This window comes from Micromonospora sp. CA-248260 (assembly GCF_050942205.1).
Taxonomy (GTDB): Bacteria; Actinomycetota; Actinomycetes; order Mycobacteriales; family Micromonosporaceae; genus Micromonospora; species Micromonospora antibiotica.
Genome location: NZ_CP192021.1, coordinates 2,768,430 through 2,790,166 on the forward strand (window position 1 = coordinate 2,768,430; position 21,737 = coordinate 2,790,166).

The following is a 21,737-nucleotide window of genomic DNA, read 5'->3' on the forward strand; positions in this document are numbered from 1 at the left end:
CCGGCGGATTCGCGCCCCAGAGGACCAGTGGACCGAGGATCCGAATTTCATCTGCACCCGCAGAAGAGGGGAATTGGGGCCGCACGCCGATGGTCCCGACCGAGAGGCAAGCGTGTCTGACCATTGATGTCCGTAGTTTCTCAAGCCATTTCCTAGTGGTGGCCGGGAGACTCGGGTCGCAGCCATCACACGATGCCGAGAGAGGCGGGCCGGATGACCGGACGGGGCGAGTCGGCACGGTCGCAGGTCGGGAAACCGACCGGGACTCCGGTCGCCGTGGTGGGCATCGGCTGCCGCTTCCCGGGGGCCGACGGACCGGCGCAGCTCTGGCAACTGCTCAGCGGTGGCGGTGACGCGATCACCGAGGTGCCGGCCAGCCGGTACGACATCGACGCCTACCACGACCCGCGACCGGGCACGCCGAACCGGATCATCAGCCGCCGGGGCGGCTTCCTCGACCAGATCGACCAGTTCGACGCCGGCTACTTCGGGGTGGCGCCCCGGGAGGCGGAGCGGATGGACCCCCAGCAGCGCCTGCTGCTGGAGACCGCGGCCGAGGCGCTCGCCGACGCGGGCCTGACCCGCGAGCGGTTGTCCACGACCCGCACCGGTGTCTACATCGGCGGCATGTCCTCCGCCTACGGGCACCTGCTCAGTGACGCGTCGGTGCTGGACCTGCACGCGGCGACCGGCGGTGCCCGCAGCTTCCTGGCCGGACGGGTGTCGTTCGCCTTCGATCTGCGCGGCCCCAGCATGGCGGTGGACTGCGCCTGCTCCTCCAGCCTGGCGGCGCTGCACCTGGCCTACCAGAGCGTCCGCAACGGGGAGACCCAGCTGGCGTTGGCCGGCGGGGTGAACCTGGTCCTCTCTCCCGAGGAGACCATCCCGTTCTCCGCGGCCAGGATGCTCGCGCCCGACGGCCGGTGCAAGTTCGGCAGCGCCCACGGCGACGGCTTCGTCCGCAGCGAGGGGGTCGCCGTGCTGGTGCTCAAGCCGCTGGACCGGGCCGAGGCGGACGGCGACGCGATCCACGCGGTGATCTACGGGTCCGCGGTCGGCAACGACGGCCAGTCCGGCGGGTACCTGCTCACGCCGTCCCAGCCGGGCCAGGAGGAGACGCTGCGCGCGGCGTACGCCGACGCGGGCGTGTCGGCCGGGCTGGTGGACTACGTCGAGGCGCACGGCACCGGGACGGCGGCCGGTGACCCGGTGGAGCTGAGGGCCCTCGGCGTGGTGACCGGCGAGGGTCGGGACGGGCGGTCGCCGTGTCTGGTCGGCTCGGTCAAGACGAACATCGGCCACACCGAGGCGGCCGCCGGGCTGGCCGGGGTGATCAAGGCGGTGCTCGCCCTCCAGCACCGGGAGATCCCGCCGAGCCTGCACGCCGAGGAGCTGACCGGCGCGGTCGACTGGACGGGCCTGCGGCTGCGGCTGGTGCGCGAACGCACCCCGTGGCCGCAGACCGACCGGCCGGGCCTGGTCGGGGTCAGTTCGTTCGGCATCTCCGGCACCAACGCCCACGTGGTGCTCGGCGGGTACCCACCGGCCGCACCCGCACCCGCACCTGCCGACGGGGACGAGGCGCAGCTGCTGGTGCTCTCCGCACCCGACCCGGACGCGCTCGCCGCGCTCGCCACCGGGTACGCACGCTTTCTCGAACCGGGTGGTGCCGGGCGGGAACTGCCGCTGCGCGACGTGTGTTTCAGCGCGGCCACCCGGCGCGACCACCATGAGCACCGGCTGACCGCCGTCGGCACGTCGCCGGACGAGCTGGTCGAGCGGCTGCGGGCGTACGCCGCCGGTGAGTCCCGGCCCCGGCTGGGCGTCACCGCGTCGGCGCCGGTGGAGGGCGACCGGCCGGCGGTCGTCTTCGTCTTCCCCGGCCAGGGCTCGCAGTGGGACGGCATGGGGCGCGAGTTGCTGGCCGGCTCGCCGGTCTTCCGCGACATGCTCACCCGCTGCGACGAGGCGGTCCGGGCCGAGACCGGCTGGTCGCTGCTGGCCCGGCTGACCGGCGAGGCGGACGCCCCGGCGTCGATCGACACGATCCAGCCGACCCTGTGGGCGATGCAGACCGCCCTGTGCGCGCTGCTGCGCGACTGGGGCGTCGAGCCGGACCACGTGGTGGGGCACAGCATGGGCGAGGTGGCCGCGGCATGCGCGTCGGGCGCGCTCAGCCTCGCCGACGCCGCAGCGGTGATCTGCCGGCGTAGTCGGCTGCTGAAGACGGTCGCCGGGCAGGGCGCCATGTACTCGGTGGAGCTGTCCGTCACCGACGCGCAGGCCGCGCTGGCCGGCCACGAGCACCTGGTGGGCGTGGCGGTGAGCAACAGCCCCGGCTCGACGGTCCTCTCCGGCGACCCGCAGGCCCTGACCGCCATCGTCGCGGACCTCGAGGGGCGCGGCGTGTTCTGCCGCCAGGTGAAGGTGGACGTCGCCTCGCACAGCCCGCAGATGGAGCAGCTGCGCGAGGAGCTGCTGGCCTGCCTCGGCGACATTGCGCCCCGCGCGGGGCGTACCCCGTTGCACTCCACCGTGGACGACGCGCCGTGCGACGGCTCCGGGTGGGACGCGGCCTACTGGGTACGCAACCTGCGTGAGCCGGTGCGCTTCGGCGGCGCGGTGGCACACCTGGCCGGGCGGGGCGAGACGGTGTTCGTGGAGATCAGCCCGCACCCCGTCCTGTTGCCGGCCATCCGGGAGGCCCTGGCCCTCGCCGGGTCCGGCGGTGCCGCCGTCGGCTGCCTGCGCCGCGACGAGCCGGAACTGGCCAGCCTGCTCGACACCGTCGGCGCCCTGCACCGGGCCGGGTGCCCGGTCGACTGGCACCGGGTGTCCGGCGGGCCGCCGCCCCGCTACGTGCGACTGCCGTCCTACCCCTGGCAGCGCCAGCGGTACTGGCTCGTCCCGCCCGTAGCCGGCCGGCCGGCCCCGCACCGGGTGGAGCGGGTCGTCGACCTCACCCGCGAGCGTTACCTGCTCGACCATCAGGTGCAGGGCACCGTGGTCGTGCCCGGCACGGCGTACGCGGAGATGGTGCACGCCGCCGCCGACGGGATCTGCGGCGGGCAGACGCCCGTCCTGCGCGACATCCGGTACGTCGACGCGCTGTTCCTGCGCCCGGACCAGCCGGCACCCGCCCTGGCCACGACGTTCACCCCGCGCGGGCCGGACACCTGGGACTTCGCGGTGACCGGTGCGGAGGCGACCCACGTCACCGGCACGGTGACCCGGACCCCACCCGCCGGGCGGCGCACGCTGCCACTGGACACGATCCGGGCGGCCTGCCCCGACCACCTCACCGGCGCGGACTTCTACCGGCGTTTCGCCGAGCGGGGCAACGAGTGGCGGGGCGCGTTCCAGGGCGTCGCGGAGCTCTGGCTGGGCGACGGTCAGGCGTTGGGCCGCATCCAGGTGCCCGCCGGGGTCGACCCGAGCGGGTACACCTGCCACCCGGCGCTGCTGGACGCGTGCGGGCAGGTGCTCGCGTCGCTGATCCCGGCCGGGGACCGGTCGTCGGCGTTCGTCCTGGGCAGCATCGACGAGTTGTCGATCCACCCGGATCCCGGCACACCCGCCTGGGCGCACGCCGTCGCGGTCACCGCCTGGCGCTCCGACTCGGTCTGCGGCGACCTGGTGGTGTCCGACGCGGACGGCCGGGTGATCGTGGAGATCAACGGACTGCGCCTGCAGTACCTGCAACCGCCGGACTCGGTACGTGACCCCGACGGCTGGTTCCACGAGCTGCGGTGGCAGCCGCTGCCGGCGCTGTCCGACGTGCCGCGGCCGGGCGACCGCCGCCTGGTCCTCGCCGACCGGACCGGCGTCGGCGGCGCGCTCGACGCCGAGGTGCGGGTGTTCGCGGGCACCGGCTACCGGCGGCTGGCAGCCGACCACTACGAGATCGACCCGACCGCACCGGCGCAGTACCGCCGGTTGCTCGCCGACGTGCGGGCCGACTTCGACGGCCTGACGCCGACCGAGGTGGTGCACCTCTGGGCGCTGGACGTGGACCAGCCCGACGACTCGGCCCCGGTGCAGCGGCAGGCGCAGGACGCCGAGCGTCTCGGCTGTGCCAGCATCCTGCGCCTGCTGCGGGCCCTCGCCGACGCCGGCCTGGCCGAGCCGCCCCGGCTGACCCTGGTGACCCGGGGCGCGCACCGGGCGGGGGACACGGACGGCAGCGTGTCGATGTGGCAGGGTGCCGTCTGGGGGCTGGGTAGGGTGCTCGCCCACGAGCACCGGGATCTGCGCTGTGCCCTGGTCGACCTGGACCCGGCGGGGTCGCCGGCCGAACTCGCCGCCGCGTTGGGCCGGGAGTTGGCGGGTGCCGGCCCGGAGGACCAGGTGGCGCTGCGGGGCGACCGGCGGTACGCGGCGCGGCTGCGGTCCAGCTCCGTCGGCGTCCGTCGGCCGGACGGCGTCGAGGTCGCCCACCAGGTGCAGGCCACCGTGCCCGGCATGCTGGACGGGATGCGCCTGGTGCCGGTGCCGCGGCGCGCGCCGGGGCCGGGCGAGGTGGAGGTGCGTGCCGACTACCTCGCGTTGAACTACCGCGACGTGCTGGTCGCGATGGACATGTATCCGAGCCTGTCCGACCGACCCGCGACCGTGATCGGTGAGTGCGCCGGCACGGTCACCCGGGTCGGACCGGGCGTGGCCGGGCTGCGGCCCGGTGACGAGGTGGTGGCGGTCGCACTGGAGACGCCCGCCGCCAGCTACCTGTGCGTCAACGCGCACCTGGTACGCCGGCGGCCGGCCCGGCTCACCCCGCAGGAGGCGGCCACCGTGCCGGTCGCCCTGGTCACCGCCTACCAGTCGCTGGTGCACCTGGCCCAGGTGCGGCCGGGCGAGCGGGTGCTGATCCACCACGCGACCGGCGGGGTCGGCCTGGCCGCGGTGCAGGTGGCCCGCTGGCGTGGCGCCGAGGTGTACGCCACCGCGGGCAGCCCGGAGAAGCGGGCGCTGCTGCGGATGATGGGTGTCGCGCACGTGTCCGACTCGCGCAGCACCGGGTTCGCCGACGAGATCCGGGAAGCCACCCGGGGCGAGGGCGTCGACGTGGTGCTCAACACGCTGGCGGGGGAGGGCCTGCTCAAGAGTGTGGAGCTGCTGGCCGACCGGGGGCGCTACGTCGAGCTGAGCCGCCGTGACCTCGTCGAGGGCACCCGGTTGGACCTGCGGCTGCTGGCCCGGGGCGCCTCGTTCTTCGTGGTAGACGTGGTGGATCTCGGGCTCAGTGACCCGCGCCGGCTCGGCGCGATCCTGGAGGAGACCCTGGCCCTGGTGCAGGCCGGTCTGCTCGAACCGCTGCCGCACCGGGTCTTTCCCGCTGCCGAACTGGTCGGGGCGTTCCGGCACCTGGCGCAGGCCCGGCACATCGGCAAGGTGCTGGTGTCCACGGCGGAACTGACCGTGCCCGCAGCGGTCGAGGTCGCCGCCCCGCACCGGCCGGTCCGGCTCGATCCGGCCGCCGGCTACCTGGTCACCGGCGGGCTGGGCGACCTCGGCCGGGTGGTCACGGACTGGCTGGTCCGCGAGGGTGCCCGGCATGTCGTGCTGACCGGGCGGACCCCGCTCGACCGGACCGGCGGCGAAGGCTGGCTGGCTGACCTGCGACGGCACGGGGTGCGGGTGGCGTACGAGGCGGTCGACGTGGCCGACGAGGAGGCGATGCGGGAGGTCCTGCGCCACCACGAGCAGGACGGCCCGGCGATCCGGGGCGTGGTGCACGCGGCCGGAGTCATCGAGTACGGCGCACTGTCCGAGCTGGACGACGGGGTGCTGTCGGCGGTCCTGCGCCCGAAGGTCACCGGTGCGGCCGTGCTGCACCGGCTGTTCGCCGAGCGGCCGCTGGACTTCTTCGTGCTGTTCTCCTCCGGCTCGGCGGTGCTCAGCTCCCCGATGCTCGGCGCGTACGCCGCCGCGAACGCCGCCCTGGACTCACTGGCCGACCAACGCCGCCTCGCCGGGGCGACCGCGCTCAGCGTGAACTGGGGTTTCTGGTCGGTCGGCATGCCGGCGCGGGTCGGGCGTCAGCAGGGTCGGGCGATCAATCCCGCCGGGATGGACACGTTCAGCCCTCGGGAGGGCATCGAGGCCCTGCGCCTGCTGCTGGCCAGGGACGCCACCCATGGCGTGGTGCTGCCTGCGGACTGGCGGCGGTGGGCGACGGCGCATCCGGACGCGGCGGCCTCGCCGCTGCTGCGTGACCTGCTCGCCGAGCCCACCACCGCTGCGGCCCCGGCACCCGCAGTGCCGTGGTCGCCGTCGCCCGCGACGCCGCCCACGCACCGACCCACGGACACCGGCATCCCGGTCCCCGACGTCACGGCCCACGTCCCCGCTGCCCCCGTCACCGCCGTCGCCAGCGCCACGGGTTCCGTACCGGTGGGACCGGGCGTCGGTCAGGTGGCGGCTCCCGGGGTGGCGGACACGCTGACCGACCAGGACGCGGTGCAGCGTTACCTGGCAGGGGTCCTCGCGGAGGTGCTGGGCATGCCGTCGGCCCAGGTGCACCCCCGGCGTCCGCTCAAGCGGCAGGGCCTGGACTCGCTGATGGCCGTGGAGGTCCGCACCCGGGTCCAACGTGACCTGGGCATGATGCTGCCGATCGCGAAGATGCTCGGTGGCCACAGCGTCGCCGACCTGGCCGGCGAGGTGTTCAGCCAGCTGGGCGACCCGGGCCGCCACTGACCGGGCGTGGCCCGCCGTACCACCTGCCGCCCGTGCGGCCCGACGCCGTCCGCCCGACGCGGTGGCCCCGGGGCGGACTGGTCCGGTACGGGCGGTGGCGGTGACCGCGAGCGTGCCGGTCACCGCCACCGTGGTCGTGCGGTAGAGCCTGTCGTCGAGCCGGGTGTCGGACCGCCCGTCAGCCGCGCGCCGCGTCGGCCTGCGGGATCAGCTCTGCCCGCTTGGCCACCTCCGCGGCGAACTCGCCCAGCGTCATGATGGCCAGCGTCTCGATGTCGTCGTCGTCGAACGTCACGCCGAACTGGTCCTCGACCCGCAGCGCGAGCTCGGACACGGCGAGCGAGTCGAGGTCGACGCCGGACGGTCCGAGCATCGAGTCGGGGCCGGTGTCGTCGGTGTAGAAGTTCATCTCCCGCAGCGCCTGCATGGTGAACGCGAGGACCTCGTCGGCTGACATGGTTCAGCTACCTTCTCTCGGGTGGCAGGGAGTGGCGGGGCGGCGTCCTCGGTGGACCGGTCGCACATTCTCCGGACGAACTGCCGTCAATCGACGACGTCGTGTGTGGTCACCGACGACCCGCAGCGCCATCACGCCAGCCGACGACATATCTCCCCGATGCGTGGCCCGAAGTTAGCAACGGCCACTCGCAGCGGTCAATGCGACACCGGTCGCCTCCATGCGTGCTGAAGTCGCAACGGCGGCCGGATTCAAGCAGTTCTCAGTCCGGCGTCAAGGTCACGTGCGCCGTGCCCCCGTGGACGGCCACTACAGTCCTTGAAGAATGGCGGACGTGGTGCCATGGCCGGCCGATCCGGGAGACGCGGTTGAAGATCACCAACGTTCACCTGTCCGGGCTGGGTGTCTTTCAACCGCCCGTGACCGACGCCGGACAGGCCGCCCGGCGCGGGGATTACAGCCCGGCCTCCTACCTGGAGAACCGGCTGACCGGCGTCGGCATCGCCGGGGACGTCTCACCGCCGGAGATGGCCGTGCACGCGGCCCGGCAGGCGCTGACCCGGGCCGCCGTCGACCCGACCGGGATCGGCCTGGTGCTGCACGCCTCCATCCACCACCAGGGTCCGGAGATGTGGCTGCCCGGCCCGTACATCCAGCGGGAGGTCGTCGGCACGTCGACCCCCGCGTTCGAGGTCCGGTTGGGCTGCAACGGCGTGTTCGCGGCGCTGGAGATCGCCGCCGGGCACCTGGCCGTCGCGGCGGCGGGCCGGACGGTGCTGGTGACCACGGCGGAGAACCTCGGCACACCGCTGATCGACCGGTGGAACTCCGCGCCCGGCTTCATCCTGGGCGACGCCGGCAGCGCGCTGCTGCTGGACCGCGACACCGGTTTCGCCCGGCTGCGCGCCGTGGGCAGCGTCGTGGTGCCCGAGGTGGAGCCGCTGTACCGCGGCGGCGAGCCGCTGTATCCGCCGCTGGCGGCGCAGGGCCGCACGATCGACATGCGCGAACGTGCCGAGCACTTCCGCAACAACGTGATGTCGCTGACCGACGCCGCCGAGATCAGGACCCGCGCCCGGCTCGACCTGATCGAACGGACGCTGGACGAGGCCGACCGCAAGCTGACCGACATGACCCGGGTCATCTGCGGAAACTCCGCCGCCTACATGGTGCAGCACGACCTGGTGGAGCCGCTGGGCATCACCATGGAGCGCACCACCTGGCAGTTCGGGCGCGGCGTCGGGCACACCGGCGCGAGCGACCAGCTGCTGTCGCTCAACCACCTGCTGGTCACCGGGCAGCTGGCCGCCGGTGACCACCTGCTGCTCTACGGCGGTGCGCCGGCCACCCTGTCCTGCGCGGTCCTGGAGATCCTCGACGTCCCGGCGTGGGCCGGGGCATGACCGGGCCCGCACGTACCTGGCTCGTCACCGGGAGCTCGGCCGGTCTCGGCCGGGCGCTGGTGACCGAGCTGCTCGCCCGGGGTGAGACGGTGGCGGCCACCGCCCGCGATCCGCGTACCCTGGCGGACCTGCGACCCCCCTCGGCGCAGGCGCTGTGGACGGCCCGACTGGACGTCACCGATCCGGAGCAGATCCGGCAGGTGGTCGACGACGCCGCCCGGGCGCTCGGCCGGATCGACGTGGTGATCAGCAACGCCGGATACGCGCTGGTCGGCGCGGCCGAGGAGGCCAGCGGCGAGCAGGTCGACAGGCAGCTCCGGACCAACCTGACCGGCCCCATCCACCTGGCCCAGGCGGTGCTGCCGCACCTGCGGGCGCAGGGCGGCGGGCGGATCATCCAGATCTCGAGCATGGCCGGGCAACGAGGGTCGCCCGGCACGGCCGTCTACTGCGCCACCAAGTGGGGCGTGGAGGGGTTCTTCGAGTCACTGGCCGCCGAGGTGAAGGGCTTCGGCATCGGCGTGACGATCGTCGAGCCCGGCACCGTGAGCACCGGATTCTTCGGGCGGAGCAAGGAGCTGACCGCCGAGTCGCCCGCCTACGCGGGCACCCCGGCGGCGATCCTGCGTCGCCGGGCGCAGGACGGTCGCCTGCCGTGCCGCGGCGACCTGGCCAGGATGGCCGCCGCCGTGGTCGACGTCGCCACCGGGCCGACCGTCCCGCTGCGGCTCGCGCTCGGCAGCGACGCGTACGCCGCGATCCGGCGCGGACTGACCGCCCGGCTGGCGGACCTGGAGGAGCAGCGGGAGATCGCGTTCTCCACCGACCTGACCGCAGGCGACGGGTCGACGCCGTCGACGCCGCACCGAGGACCGGAGGGGAACGACGATGCGCATCACCGTCCTGGCGCTCGGCAGTCGCGGTGACGTCTATCCGCTGACGGCACTCGCCGCGGAGCTGGCCCGCCACGGCCACGAGGTACTCGTCGGGGCGTCGATGAACCTGGTCGACCTGCCCCGGCAGCTGGGGCTCGACGTGGTGCCGGTCGGGTGGAACCAGCAGTCGATGATGCAGACCGAGCGGGGCCGGGAGTGGGTCACCAAGAGCACCCTCGACTCCTTCCTCCAGATCACGATCGAGGCGTACCGGGACTACGGTCGGCGGTTCGGCGACGAGGCGATTCAGCTCACCGCCGGCTGTGAGGCCATCGTCTGTGCCGTGGTCAGCGAGCAGTGGGCCGCGACGTTGGCCGAGGCGCACGACGTCCCGCTGATCGCGTACGACCTCACGCCGTCGCGGCCGAACGACGTGGTGCCGCATCCGCTGGTGTCCGTCGACCCGCTGCCGACCCCCGAGGCGAACCGGGCGACCTACCTGCACTACACCCGGCGGGCCTGGCGGTACCGGCGGGACCTGATGTTCGATTTCCGTCGCCAGCTCGGGCTGCCTCCGATGCCGCCGCACCCGAAGCAGCTGCGGCGGCCGCTGGAACTGCAGGGCTACAGCCCCACCCTGGTGCCGGGCCTGACCTGGGACGCCTACCGTCCGATCGTCGGTGACCTCCGGCTGACCCCGGACGACCTGCACCGCGCCGGGATGTCCACCCTCGATCCGGAGCTGGCGCGGTGGCTCTCGGCGGGCGAACCACCGGCACTGTTGACGTTCGGCAGCACGCACGTGGCGGATCCGGCCGCGATGATGGCGGGCATCGAGCGGGTCTGCCGGTCGCTGGGGGTGCGTGCCCTGGTGGCCACCGGCTGGGGCCTGGCCGGGGTCGCGCCGTCCACGTCACCGCAGCTGCGGGTGGTGCCCTACGTGGACTACGACCTGGTGCTGCCGCACTGTGCCATGGTGGTGCACCACGGCAGCGCCAGCATCACCGCCGCCGGGGTGCGTGCCGGCATCCCCACCATGGTCTGCTCCTCCTACGCCGACCAGCCGTTCTGGGGCCGCCAGCTGGAACGGCTCGGCGTCGGTGTGCACGTGCGGTTCACCGACCTGTCCGAGGACGTGTTGCGCTCCGGCATGTCCCACCTGACCACCGCTGCGTTGCGGCGGCGCGCGGTACAGCTCGGCGAGCAGATGCGCGCGGAACCCCACGGCACGCTCGTCGCCGCCGACGAGGTCGACAAGTACCTCGCCGGATGAGCGGCGGAGCAGCCGCCCCCGACCGGGCCCGGGCGGTCGTCGAGGAGGTGGTCGGGCTGCTCGACCTGGTGACCGTCGACCCCGCCACGGTCACCACGGACCGGCTGGTGCCCGTCGCGGGGGTGTTCTCCGGTCGCGGCACGACGCGGGGCACCACCCGCCGGTACGGGGGGCTCATCGCCGCGCAGGCGCTGACCGCCGCCGCGCACACCGTGCGGTCCGGTCGACCGGTGCACTCGCTGCACGCCTACTTCACCCGGCCGGGCGACAGCCGCAGGCCCGTCACCTACCTGGTCGAGGCCCTGCGCGACGGCCCGTCCATGTCCGTCCGACGGGTGGTCGCCCTCCAGCGTGACACCCCGATCTTCTTCCTGACCGCCTCGTTCCACGATCCCGGCACCGGGCCGGCGCACGGGCGGCCGGCGCCCGAGGTCCCGCCACCGGACGAGGTGCCGACCCTGGCCCGGCTGCTCGCCGACGCCCCCGGCCGGTTGGCCGCGGTGCAGGACATGCTCTTCGCGTTCGACGTCAGGTACCTCGGCCCGCCGCCCGGCGGGCGGACCGACGGGGAGCGGGCGGGTGAGGCGCACCGCCGGGCCTGGGTGCGGGTGGCCGGGAGGCTGCCCGACGACGGGCCGCTGCACGCCGGCGCGCTGGTGCTCATCTCGGATCTGCCCCTGCTGCTCAGCGCGATGGTGGCCGGGCACGCGACCGAGTGGGGTCCGGGTGACCTCGGCGTCAGCATCGACCACACGGTGTGGTTCCACCGGCCCTGCCGGGCCGACGAGTGGCTGCTGTACGACTGCGACAGCCCGTGGGCGGCCACCGGTCGTGGCCTGGCGACCGGCCGCCTGTACGCCCGCGACGGCGACCTGGTGGCCACGGTGGCCCAGGAGGGCCTGCTGCTGACCCGGCCCGCCCGCTGAGCCGGGGAACGACGGACCCGGGACGGCCCGCCGCCGCCCTCAGACCGGTACCGCCTCGATCGCGCCGTCGGTGACGCCCGTGACGGCGAAGCCGGCGTCGGCGAGGAGCTGGCCGTACTCCGCCGCGGTGCGGTCCCGGCCCTCCATCAGGACCAGCATCAGCAGATCCACGATCCGGTTGCGGGGCGCCCCCCAGGTGCCCGCGCCGGCTCCGGTCTGCTGCGGCTGTGCCGGCAGCAGCTCCTCCAGCACCAGCAGCCGCGCCCCGGTCGGCATCGCCGCGCGCACCCGGGCCAGCACCCGGGCGACGTTGCCGTCGTTCCAGTTGTGCAGGACCCGCCGCAGCACGTACCGGTCGCCGTGGGTGGGCACCCGGTCGAAGAAGCTGCCGACGACGATCTCGACCCGGTCCAGGACCCCGGCGGCGGCGAGCCGGGCACGTCCCCGGGCCGCGGCCTCGGGCAGCTCGACGAGGACTCCGCGCAGCTCGGGGCGGGCCCGCAGGAGGTCGGCGAGCAGGCCGCCGTCGCCGCCGCCGAGGTCCACCACCGTACGGGCGTCGTCGAACAGCCGGGCGGGGGGCGGCGGCGGTTCCGGGGCGGTGGCCATCGCCCCGTTGAACGTCGCGGCCAGCTCCGGATGCCCGCCCAGGTACTGGTAGAAGGGCTCACCGAAGCGGTCGGTGAAGGCCGGCCGGCCGGTGCGGACGGTGTCGAGCAGGCCGCCGAACGAGGCGAAGACCTCCTGGCCGTACAGGACGGCCGTGTCGCGGACCGAACCGGGGACGTCGGTGCGCAGGTATTCCCCCATGCCGGACAGGACGAAGTCGTCGGGACCCGTCTGGCGCAGGACGCCGGCGTCGGCGAGCGCGGCGAGCAACCGGCGCAGCGCGACCGGGTCCAGCCCGGCGGCGGCAGCCAACGCGGCGCCGCCGGTGGTGCCCGTGGCGATCCGGTCGGCCAGGCCGAGCAGGGCGAAGACCGAGCATGCCTGCGCCGTCCAGGTGGCACAGAGGACGTTCAGCAGCCGCTTGCGGAAGTACTCGTCGTCACGCGCCACGGACGGCTCCCCGCGCCACGGCCCGCACCGGGGCCGGGCGACCCGACCGGGCCCACCCCGACGACCGTCCCCACGGCGGTGCGGCCGGCCCCCGTCGCCGGGGGCAATGCCCTTCCGTGCCCTGTCGCTGCCGCGGCATAATCGTTCTCCACCGAGCCTCTAGTGAATGTCGAGAGAAGTGCGGTCCGGGCCCGCCCACGCCTCGGTATCGTCAATTCGACCCGGGTCATCCTCGCATTAACCAGGGCGTGCTGACAATTATCGGAAATGCGGGCGGTGGGGGATTGAATGGGTGCCGTCGGAGCCGCCCGGACCGGGCCGCGCCCCGCCCGGGGTCGTCGCGGGCGGCGCAGGGCCCGGCGGGTGCCCGGGGCCGTCCCCGGCCGGCACGGCGTGCCGTGGTGACGCCGGACCTGGTGGTACGGCTGCGCCGCACGGCGGGCGACGGCCGGCCGGCCGCCCGTGCGCTGCTCGTCGAGACGGTCGCGGCGATGGCCGGTGCCCCGCCGGCCGCGATCGCGGTGGAGCGTTCGGCGGCGGGTGCGCCGGTGCTGTGCGGCGTCGCCACGGGCTGGCACGCCAGCCTCAGTCACACCCGTGGCCTGGTCGCGGTGGCGGTGTCCCGGATCGGACCGGTCGGCGTCGACGTCGAGGAGGTGCGTCCGCTGCCCGCGCTCGGTCTGAGTCGACGGTGGTTCGCCCCCGAGGACACCGACTGGCTGCGCGGCCGACCGGCGGACCGCCTCGGCGTCGACTTCCTGGCCCTGTGGACCGGCAAGGAGGCGGTGGCCAAGGTGTACGGCACCGGGTTGCGCGGTGGCCGGCTGCTGCGCCGGCGTACCGCCCCACCGGCACCACCTGCCTGGCGGCCCGCCGTCGACGATCCCGGGGTCCTGGTGACCCACCGGGAGTTGTCCGGCCACGTGTTGGCGCTCGCCAGCGCGCCGGCGTGCCCCGGGCACCCACGGCCGGTCCCCGGCCGCTGATGCGGACCGCTCTCGTCCTCGGTGGCAGCGTCGCCGGCATGATCGCCGCCCGGGTCCTGGCCGACCACGCCGACCAGGTGTGGATCGTGGAACCCGACGTGTTGGTGGACGCGCCGGTGATCCGCCGGGGTGCGCCGCACGGCAGCCAGGCGCACACCCTGCTCGGCCGGGGCCGGACCGTCATCGACCGGCTGCTGCCCGGCTTCGTCCGGCAGCTGGTGCGCGAGGGTGGCCAACTGGTCGGCAGTGGTCCCGGCGGCGCGCAGTGGTTCCTCGACGGCCGGGCGAAGGTCCCGGTGCGCGGCGGCAGCGTGGTCAGCGTGTCCCGTCCGTTCCTGGAGTGGCACATCCGCCGGCGGGTCCTGGCGCTGCCGAACGTGACCCTGGTCGGGGGCACCGCCGTCGGGTTGACCGCGACCGCCGGCCGGGTGGACGGCGCGTTGGTCCGCCCGACCGGCGGCACCGACGCCCAGCGGCACGGCGCGCAGCTGGTGGTGGACGCCACCGGCCGGTCCAGCCGGCTGGCCGACTGGCTGGGTCGGCTCGGTTATCCCGCCCCGGCCAAGCGTCGGATGGCCCTGGACCTCGGCTACGCCACCTGCCTGTTCCACCGGGAGCCGGGCCAACGGCTGGCCGGCCACGTGGCGGTCTACTCGGTCCACACGCCGAGCCGGGCGCGCAACGGTCCCAGCTCGATGACCCCCGTCGAGGGCGATCGCTGGCTGACGCTGGTCAGCGGTTACGGCGACCGGCGACCGGGCCGTGACCTGGGCGAGTTCCTGGCCCGCTGCCGGTCGAACCCGGCCACCCCGCTGCGGCTGCTGCCGGACGCGTGCGAGCCGGCCAGTGAGGTGTACGTGCACCGCTTCCCGGACAGCGTCCGCCGTGAGTTCGACCGGCTGGACCGGTTCCCGTCGGGCCTGGTGGCGATCGGCGACGCGGTCGCCTCGTTCAACCCGACCTACGGTCAGGGCATCTCGGTGGCGGCCATCCAGGCGGTCGCGCTGGACGAGTGGCTGGCCGAGCCCGGCGCGGTGGACGGGCCGGCGTACGCGTACTTCCGGCGGGTGCGGGCGGTGGTGGACGACGCCTGGGACTTCTCCGCCGCGCAGGACCGTTACCTGCCGCACGTGACCGCCGCCCGGCCGTTCGGGTGGCGGCTGCGCCGGGGCCTGGCCGAGGCGGTCCAGCACGCGACCGTGACCGACGAGGTGGTGCACCGGGCCTTCCTGGAGGTCGTCAACCTGACGACCGGGCCCGCGCGGCTGCGTCGTCCGGACATCCTCTGGCGGGTCGGTGCCGCCGTGTTGCGCCGGCACCGGGCCTGACCCCCGCCGCAGGCGCGGCAGTCGGACCTTCCGCACGACCAACCCCTTATGAGTGAAGACTGTCAATGGTGTTGATGTGTGGACAAAAGGGCTTTCTGCCGCTCGGTGTGGTGTTGTCGGGCGGCGGTGCGGGGTGCCGCCGAACCGATGTGCCGTCGCGGGCCAAAGCCCGGGTGACGACCCGCCCGGGGCCTGGCCGGTGGGCCCGCCGGGCCGGCCTTCTCGGCCCCTCCCGGCGGTCTGACCTCGGGCTTTCCATCGCTCCTCGAAGATGGCTTGAGCAATCTGCGACGGTCGCCCCAAAACCGGCTAGCCTCTCAGTCGAACCGCGCACGATCACGGAACGAAAAGACGTGAATTCTGCTTGGAACTGACGCTTATCTATGGTGATGGGTAAGGCTGTCGCTTTCATGCGGATCCCCGCAACGGCACGTCGAGAAGAGGGCGGACCGCTCTCGGGGGAGGGGCCATGGAAATCCAGATCCTGGGACCGCTCGTGCTCGCCCACGCCGGGGCGGTCACCACACCGACCGCCCCGAAGCCCCGCAGCGTGCTGGGCCTGTTGCTCCTCAACGCCGACCAGACCGTGCAGGTCTCCGCGTTGATCCAGGAGCTGTGGGGCGGGTCCCCGCCGGTGAGCGCGCTGACGACGCTCCAGACGTACGTCCTGCAGATCCGCAAGTGCTTCGCCGGCCTGCTCGGCGTGCCGGTCTCCGAGGTGGCCAAGCGGGTGCTGGTCACCGTGCCCGGCGGCTACGTCCTGCGGGTCGGTGCCGACGAGTTCGACCTGCGCCTGTTCGAACAGCTCGCCTCGGCCGGCCGGCGGGCCCTGGCAGCCGGCGAGAACGTCGACGCGGCGGCGCTGCTGGTGCGCGCCTGTGCGCTCTGGCGTGGTCCGGCCCTGGCCGACGTGCGGGCCGGCACCGTGGCCGAGCCCCGGCTCAAGGCGCTGGAACAGGTCCGGCTCAACACCCTCGAGCAGTGCATCGAGGCGCGGATGCGGCTCGGCCACCACCAGGACGTGCTGGCTGAGCTCACCCTGCTGATCGCCGAACACGGGCTGAACGAGAACCTGTGCGCGCAGCTGATGGTCGCGCTGCACCGCAGCGGCCAGCGGCGGGAGGCCCTGGCGGTCTTCCACCGGCTGCGTACGGCGATGGTGGAGGAGTTGGGGCTGGAGCCGTCCAAGCGGCTGCACCTGCTCCAGCAGGCGGTCCTCGCGGACGATCCGGCGCTGGAGGTGGCACCCCGCGACGACGGGCTGACCCAGCTGCTCGACCACCTCGTCCTGCAGCGTCCCCGCGTGCGGTAGCCGTCGCGCAGGCACCGCCCTCGTGCGACGCGGGGAGCCAACGGCCGGTCGAGGAGGAGCGGGCCTGGTGGACCGCTCAGGCCGGCACCGGCACGTACGCCGACTCGTCGCACCACGGCACCGCGCCGACGGCCCGGGCCAGGTCGAGCCCGGCGGCCCGGTGCGCGGCGGCGGCCGGGTCACCGAGCACGGCGGCCAGTTCGGCGAGGGTCTGGTCCACCGGTCCGAGTGAGATCGAGCCGCACTCCAGCCCGGCGAAGCGCCCCGCCCACGGCGTCAACTCCCGGTAGCAGCGCCGGGCGGCGGGCGCGTCGCCGAGGCGGGCCGCGACCTGGCCACGCACCGTCATCCAGTACAGCCACAGGTAGTCCGGGCGGATCGGCGCGTCCGGCCGCCACACCGCCCGGGCCGCGTCGTGGTCACCGGCCGACAGCAGGGCGTGGGCCAGCACGTCGTGGGCGTCGTCCGGCACCCGCGCGTGCACCTGCCGGAGCTCCTCGATCACCTCGTGCCCACGCCCGACGGCGGTCAGCACGGTGAACCGGCCCATCAGTCCCATCGCCGCCGCGTTCGGGCCACCGACGCGGCCCATCCGGTCACTGATCTCCGCGTACCGGCGTGTCGCCTCGTCGAGGTCGCCCCGGAACAGGGCGCGCAGGCCGGTGAACCAGCCCATGACGGCGAGGATCAGGCCGAGCTGCCCGGTGGTGGCCTCCTCGACCGCCCGGTCGACGTGGTGGTGGGCCCGGTCGAAGTCGGTGTCGGCGAGCGCCGCCTGGTAGAGGATGTGGTGGGCCTGGCAGCGGTACGCGGTCAGCCCTGCCGCTTCGGCCGTCGCCAGCAGTTCCCGGCCGACCCCGGGCAGTTCGGCGCGGTACACGGGGGCGACGGTGACGAAGTAGCGCGCATTGAGCGCGCGGCAGAGCACCGCCGGGTCGTCCTGCCGGCGGGCCAACGCGAGGGACTCCCGGGTGACCTCGTCGGCACGGCCCAGGTCGGCGCCCTCGATCTCGAACGCGAGGGTGCTCAACAGGCGCGAGCGCAGCACCGGACGGTCCCGACCGACCCGGGTCAACTCCTGCTCCAGCAGGCCGACCAGCGGCGCGTCGACCAGGCGGTCGGGCCGGATGGTCCAGGTGACCGGGGCGTCGATGCAGGTCAGCGCGGCATGGACGGCTGCCGGGTCGCCGACGCCGGTGGCCAGTCGTACCGCCTCGGCGCGGGCGGCGCGGGCGCCGACCACGTCCCCGGCGAGCGCGCTGGCAGCGGCCAGCTCGCGGTGCAGGTCGAGCCGGGTCCGGGCGTCGGTGGCCGGGGCCAGGCCGACGGCGCGCAGCGCACCGGCCCAGAGCGCGGCGGCCTCCCTCGGTGCGCCGAGGTCGCCGGCGCGACGGGCGGCGGTGGCGAGATGACCGATGGCGTCGACGGCGGTGGACCGGGTGAGGGCCGCGAGCGCATGCCGCCCCAGCGCCGCCGCGTCGTCGCTGCCCTGTTCCCGCAGCACGGTGAGGATGCGGGCGTGGATCCGGGTGCGGCGCAGCAGCGGCACGCTGTGGTAGAGCGCGTCGCGCATCAGGGCGTGGGCGAACCGCACCCGACCCGGCGCGGGTTCGACGAGCAGCCCCGCGGTCACTCCGGCCTCCAGGCCGTCGAGGACCGGCTCCTCCGGGCCGCCGTCGAGTGCGAGCAGGGTGTCGACGTCGGCTTCGGCACCGAACACCGCAGCGTGTCGCAGCACCGTCCGCGCGTCGGCAGGCAGTCGCGCCAGTCGGCGGGCCAGCACGTGGCCGAGGCCGGCGGGCACGCCGTCGAGCGCCGCTGCTGGTCCTTCGGCCGCGACCAGTTTGGCCAGCTCGATGGTGAACAGGGGATTGCCCGCCGACCGTTGTCCGACCGTGTGCGTAAGCTCGGGATCGGTGCTGTCCACCCCGTGCCGGCGCAGCAGCTCGGCGACGGCTTCCCCGTCCAGGCCGTGCAGCGCGAGATCGACCGCCGGCACCGCGGCCAGCGCCGCCCGTGCCCCCACCAGGTCGTCGGTGACCTCGTCCGGCCGGTACGTCGCCACGATGAGCATTGGCGCGGCGGTGAGGGCGGCGACGAGGTGCCGAAGGATGCGCAGGGTCTCCCCGTCGGCGCGGTGCACATCCTCGACCGTGAGGAGCACGGGGGCCTGCGCGGTCAGTCGGGCCAGGTAGGCGGCCAGCGCCCCGCGCAGGTGGAACTCGTCGTACTCGCCACGGGCCCGGCCGGTGGGTTCGGGGTCGAGCAGCAGGCGCAGGCCCGATGCCTCCGCCTCGTCGAGGGGGAGGAGCCGTCCGGCGGCGGTGACCACGTCGCGCCAGGCCCACGCCGGCGGTGCGCCCTCCACCTGCGGGCAGTGCCCGACGACCGGCTGCCAGCCGTCAGCGGTGAGGATGTCGGCGAGTTGTCGTGCCAACGTCGACTTCCCCGCCCCCGCCTCGGCGCCGATCCAGCAGATGCCCAGGCCGGTCACGGCGGCCCGGGCGGCGGCGGCCCGGAGCCGGGCGAGTTCCGCCGCCCGGCCCACCGGGCGCGTCTCGGGTGCCCCGACGATGGGGGCGGGCAGGAGCCTGACGGTCGCCCCGGGCGGCGCGGGAGCGGCGCTGTCCAGGCGTGGGCTCTGGCGCAGCAGGTCCGTCTCCAGGCTCCGCAACTCACGGCCGGGGTCGATGCCCAACTGCGTGGCCAGCGTGGCCCGCACGGTACGGAGCACGTCGAGCGCGTCGGCCTGCCGGCCGAGGCGGTACAGCGCGACCGCGAGCAGCACGGCGGCCCGCTCCCGCAGGGGGTGGTCGCGCACGTGCGGGTCGAGGTCACGGACGACCTCGCCCGGCCGGTGCAGGACGAGCAGGAGTTCCGCCCGCTGCTCGACGGCGGACAGCCTCAGCTGGGTCAGCCGGTCGTGCTCCCGGTCCGCCCACGGCTCCCCGACGAACTCGGCGTACGGGCTGCCGCCGTGCCAGCAGGCCAGGGCCTCGTCCAGCCCGGCGATCGCCACTGCGGGTCGCTGCCCCGGCTCGGGCGTGGTGGCCCGCAGTGCCGCCTCGAACCGCCAGGCGTCCACGTCCGGGGTCGGCAGTCGCAGGGCGTACCCCGGGGCGGCGGTGAGCAGGGTCCGGGCGGGGGTGCGCGACGGACGGTCCGGCTCCAGCGCCCGGCGCAGGTTCGACACGTACACCTGGAGGGCGGCCTGGGCGCGTGGGGGCGGGTCCCCCGACCAGAGATCCTCGATCAGCCGGTCGACCGAGACCGGGTGGCCGCCACCGGCGGTCAGTCGGGCCAGCACCGCGCGTTGCCGGGGAGCGCCGAGGTTGATCGTGACGCCGCCACGGCTGGCCCGCACCGGGCCGAACACGCCGATCGTCGTCACCCGGTGACCCTAGCCGGGCACGCGGGGCCGGGGGATCCCGCGTCCGACGCCCGTGGCCGCTCCGGTCGGGCCCCGGTCCGTGGCCGGGTGTCCCGCTGGTCCGTGGCCGGGCGTCCCGTAGGTCCGGTGTCCGAACGGGACGTCGGCGGCGGCTCGGCACCGCCGGGCCGCCGCCACACATCAGGGGATACGCCAACCCCGTCGCGGCGCGGTGCAGGTCAGCGGGTGGAGATGCCCCCGCTGAGCGCGGGGGAGGTCAGACCGGCCTCGTTCGAGACCACCACGACGTGGACGAACGCCTGGGGCATGTGGGTGAAGTGCCAGGTACGTCGTCCGGTGTCCGGGGTGCCGTAGATGACCGCCCGGGCGACGCCGACCTCGGTGGTGGGGATCGGCGCACCCCAGGTGGGTATCGGGGTCGGCAGCGCGGGTCCACCCGGCGGGGTGGTCGGCAGCCCCGGATCGGTGGGGGTGTCGTCCGGGGTGGTCTGAAGCCAGCTCAGGTCGATCCGGTAGTTGTCCTCCCGCACCGAGTTGTCGGTGAAGGTGACGTCCAGCGTCCGCTTGCCCTCCTGGTACCCGGCGGACAGCGTCAACGCGCTGGGCGCTGCCGGGGTGACGCGGTACTGCGGGCAGGACAGCGGGGCGACCTCGGGCACCGGTTGGCTGCCGTCGGGCACGTTGTTCGCGGTGACACAGAATCCGTGCACCCCGGCCAGCGCCGAACTCGGCACCGTGAAGGAGAAGCCGACGAACGCGCCCCGCTCGACGTGCCACAGGTTCGCCGGGCGGGTCACCGCAGGTGGTACGTCGGTCTGCACCGTCACCTGCACCGGGCCGCCGTTGGGATCACTGGCCCACCCGCTGACCCGGACCGCCCCGCCGACGTACTCCCACGACTCCAGCCAGCCCATCGGATACTTGTCGCTGCCCACCGGTGGCGGTGTCGGCTCGGCCGGGCTGTCGTCACAGGCCGGCGGCGGGTCGGGCACGTCGCAGTAGGGGCGGGCGAGCGCGGTCCCGTTCGCGACCACGGTCAGACCGGCGCTGAGGGTGAGCGCCAGGCCGATGGCGAGGAGTCTCTTCATGCCCACAGCAACGCAGGCACCACTTGTGCCGGACTTGGCGCGGCGGTCGGTGGCCGCGCTCAGCCGCCGCCAAGTGTCAGGAGCTTTCCTCGGTCGTCGCGCCGGGGCGCGCGGCGGCACGCAGAGAGGAACACCATGGGCAGCATTCTCGTCACCGGCTCGGTGGACGGCATCGGCCAGCGCACCGCGGCGCAACTCGTCGCCCGTGGGCACCGGGTCGTCCTGCACGCCCGCAACGAGGAACGGGCGGTGGTGGCCAAGGCGGCGGTTCCGGCCGCGGCCGGGATCGTGGTCGGCGACCTACGCTCCATCGAGGAGACCACGGCGCTCGCCCGGTCGTTGGCCGCGTTCGGCCGCTTCGACGCCGTCGTGCACAACGCGGGAATCGCCCGGCTCGACGCGCCGACGCGGGAGTTGACCCGGGACGGACTGGAGTCGACGTTCCAGGTCAACGTGCTCGCGCCGTACCTGCTGACGGCGCTGTCACCGCCGCCCGGGCGGCTGGTGTTCGTGTCGTCGGCGATGGCCGCCGACGGGCTGGCCGACCTGACCGACCTGCGGTACGACACCCGCCCCTGGCACGGCGTCGAGGCGTACTCCCGGACGAAGCTGCTGGACCTGGCGCTCGCCTTCGCGGTGGCCCGCCGGTGGCCCGGTGTGCTGAGCAACGCGGTCGATCCCGGCTGGGTGCGTACCAGGATGGGCGGCGACGCCGCACCGACGAGCCCGGACGACGCCGCGCGGGAACTGGTGCGCCTCGCCGTGGACGTCGACCCCGGGGCCCTGGCCAGTGGACGGTACGTCAGCGCGCGGGACTGGCGACCGGAGCGCTCGCGGATCGACCCGCTGGGGGACGAACTGCTCCTGCGGTGCGCGCAGCTCACCGGCGTCGAGTTGCCCGGACCGGGCCGGGCGGGAGGGGCCTGACGCCGGTCGGCCGGTG

The 21,737-nt window shown here is 74.4% G+C and carries 13 protein-coding genes; 9 read left to right on the forward strand and 4 right to left on the reverse strand.

Going from position 1 to position 21,737, the window contains the following annotated elements; all coding sequences use genetic code 11:
* Window positions 1-213: 213 nt before the first annotated feature.
* Window positions 214-6,696, forward strand: a complete 6,483-nt coding sequence (locus ACQP2H_RS12210; protein ID WP_433232799.1) for an SDR family NAD(P)-dependent oxidoreductase — start codon at window positions 214-216, stop codon at window positions 6,694-6,696.
* 178 nt (window positions 6,697-6,874) lie between these two features.
* On the opposite strand, the gene ACQP2H_RS12215 is transcribed toward ACQP2H_RS12210, so the two are convergent.
* Window positions 6,875-7,153, reverse strand: a complete 279-nt coding sequence (locus ACQP2H_RS12215; RefSeq protein ID WP_219460528.1) for an acyl carrier protein — start codon at window positions 7,151-7,153, stop codon at window positions 6,875-6,877.
* Between the two features lie 368 nt (window positions 7,154-7,521).
* Here ACQP2H_RS12215 and ACQP2H_RS12220 point away from each other — a divergent pair, with 368 nt between their 5' ends.
* From ACQP2H_RS12220 to ACQP2H_RS12235, 4 genes are read left to right on the forward strand one after another with little or no spacing between them, the layout of a single operon-like run.
* A complete protein-coding gene (locus ACQP2H_RS12220) occupies window positions 7,522-8,556 on the forward strand; it encodes a ketoacyl-ACP synthase III family protein (protein WP_357537223.1) in 1,035 nt (344 codons plus the stop codon).
* The gene (locus tag ACQP2H_RS12225; protein ID WP_433232803.1) at window positions 8,553-9,482 is read left to right on the forward strand and encodes an SDR family oxidoreductase; all 930 of its coding nucleotides are present in this window, start codon (window positions 8,553-8,555) and stop codon (window positions 9,480-9,482) included. Before ACQP2H_RS12220 ends, ACQP2H_RS12225 begins: the two co-directional genes overlap by 4 nt.
* Window positions 9,445-10,704, forward strand: coding sequence for a glycosyltransferase (locus ACQP2H_RS12230; protein WP_357537219.1), 1,260 nt, complete (start codon window positions 9,445-9,447; stop codon window positions 10,702-10,704). The genes ACQP2H_RS12225 and ACQP2H_RS12230 overlap by 38 nt, the downstream gene beginning before the upstream one ends.
* Window positions 10,701-11,630, forward strand: a complete 930-nt coding sequence (locus tag ACQP2H_RS12235; RefSeq protein WP_357537217.1) for an acyl-CoA thioesterase domain-containing protein — start codon at window positions 10,701-10,703, stop codon at window positions 11,628-11,630. The genes ACQP2H_RS12230 and ACQP2H_RS12235 overlap by 4 nt, the downstream gene beginning before the upstream one ends.
* Before the next feature lie 39 nt (window positions 11,631-11,669).
* Here ACQP2H_RS12235 and ACQP2H_RS12240 read toward each other — a convergent pair whose 3' ends face one another.
* Complete coding sequence (locus ACQP2H_RS12240) at window positions 11,670-12,689, reverse strand: methyltransferase (RefSeq protein WP_219460539.1); 1,020 nt, start codon at window positions 12,687-12,689, stop codon at window positions 11,670-11,672.
* A gap of 401 nt (window positions 12,690-13,090) precedes the next feature.
* On the opposite strand from ACQP2H_RS12240, the gene ACQP2H_RS12245 reads away from it, so the two are divergent.
* From ACQP2H_RS12245 to ACQP2H_RS12255, 3 genes are all read left to right on the forward strand, one after another.
* On the forward strand, window positions 13,091-13,675 hold the full coding sequence (locus ACQP2H_RS12245; RefSeq protein ID WP_219460542.1) for a 4'-phosphopantetheinyl transferase family protein: 585 nt from the start codon (window positions 13,091-13,093) through the stop codon (window positions 13,673-13,675).
* Window positions 13,675-15,003: an FAD-dependent oxidoreductase gene (locus tag ACQP2H_RS12250; RefSeq protein ID WP_433232808.1), complete on the forward strand. Its 1,329-nt coding sequence runs from the start codon at window positions 13,675-13,677 to the stop codon at window positions 15,001-15,003. The genes ACQP2H_RS12245 and ACQP2H_RS12250 overlap by 1 nt, the downstream gene beginning before the upstream one ends.
* Window positions 15,004-15,472: 469 nt before the next feature.
* Window positions 15,473-16,315 (forward strand): AfsR/SARP family transcriptional regulator, encoded by an 843-nt coding sequence (locus ACQP2H_RS12255; RefSeq protein WP_208570499.1) that lies wholly within the window; start codon window positions 15,473-15,475, stop codon window positions 16,313-16,315.
* Between the two features lie 76 nt (window positions 16,316-16,391).
* Here ACQP2H_RS12255 and ACQP2H_RS12260 read toward each other — a convergent pair whose 3' ends face one another.
* Together ACQP2H_RS12260 and ACQP2H_RS12265 are read right to left on the reverse strand one after the other, a co-directional pair.
* Window positions 16,392-19,706 (reverse strand): BTAD domain-containing putative transcriptional regulator, encoded by a 3,315-nt coding sequence (locus ACQP2H_RS12260; protein WP_433232810.1) that lies wholly within the window; start codon window positions 19,704-19,706, stop codon window positions 16,392-16,394.
* A gap of 218 nt (window positions 19,707-19,924) precedes the next feature.
* On the reverse strand, window positions 19,925-20,794 hold the full coding sequence (locus tag ACQP2H_RS12265; protein ID WP_219460552.1) for a hypothetical protein: 870 nt from the start codon (window positions 20,792-20,794) through the stop codon (window positions 19,925-19,927).
* 135 nt (window positions 20,795-20,929) lie between these two features.
* On the opposite strand from ACQP2H_RS12265, the gene ACQP2H_RS12270 reads away from it, so the two are divergent.
* On the forward strand, window positions 20,930-21,721 hold the full coding sequence (locus ACQP2H_RS12270; protein WP_219460555.1) for an SDR family NAD(P)-dependent oxidoreductase: 792 nt from the start codon (window positions 20,930-20,932) through the stop codon (window positions 21,719-21,721).
* Window positions 21,722-21,737: the final 16 nt, after the last annotated feature.

Excerpts from the sequence above, each read along its gene's own strand:
- ACQP2H_RS12210 (WP_433232799.1), top strand. The coding sequence starts at position 214 with ATGACCGGACGGGGCGAGTCGGCACGGTCGCAGGTCGGGAAACCGACC.
- ACQP2H_RS12215 (WP_219460528.1), bottom strand. The coding sequence starts at position 7,153 with ATGTCAGCCGACGAGGTCCTCGCGTTCACCATGCAGGCGCTGCGGGAG.
- ACQP2H_RS12225 (WP_433232803.1), top strand. The coding sequence starts at position 8,553 with ATGACCGGGCCCGCACGTACCTGGCTCGTCACCGGGAGCTCGGCCGGT.
- ACQP2H_RS12230 (WP_357537219.1), top strand. The coding sequence starts at position 9,445 with ATGCGCATCACCGTCCTGGCGCTCGGCAGTCGCGGTGACGTCTATCCG.
- ACQP2H_RS12235 (WP_357537217.1), top strand. The coding sequence starts at position 10,701 with ATGAGCGGCGGAGCAGCCGCCCCCGACCGGGCCCGGGCGGTCGTCGAG.
- ACQP2H_RS12250 (WP_433232808.1), top strand. The coding sequence starts at position 13,675 with ATGCGGACCGCTCTCGTCCTCGGTGGCAGCGTCGCCGGCATGATCGCC.
- ACQP2H_RS12255 (WP_208570499.1), top strand. The coding sequence starts at position 15,473 with ATGGAAATCCAGATCCTGGGACCGCTCGTGCTCGCCCACGCCGGGGCG.
- ACQP2H_RS12265 (WP_219460552.1), bottom strand. The coding sequence starts at position 20,794 with ATGAAGAGACTCCTCGCCATCGGCCTGGCGCTCACCCTCAGCGCCGGT.
- ACQP2H_RS12270 (WP_219460555.1), top strand. The coding sequence starts at position 20,930 with ATGGGCAGCATTCTCGTCACCGGCTCGGTGGACGGCATCGGCCAGCGC.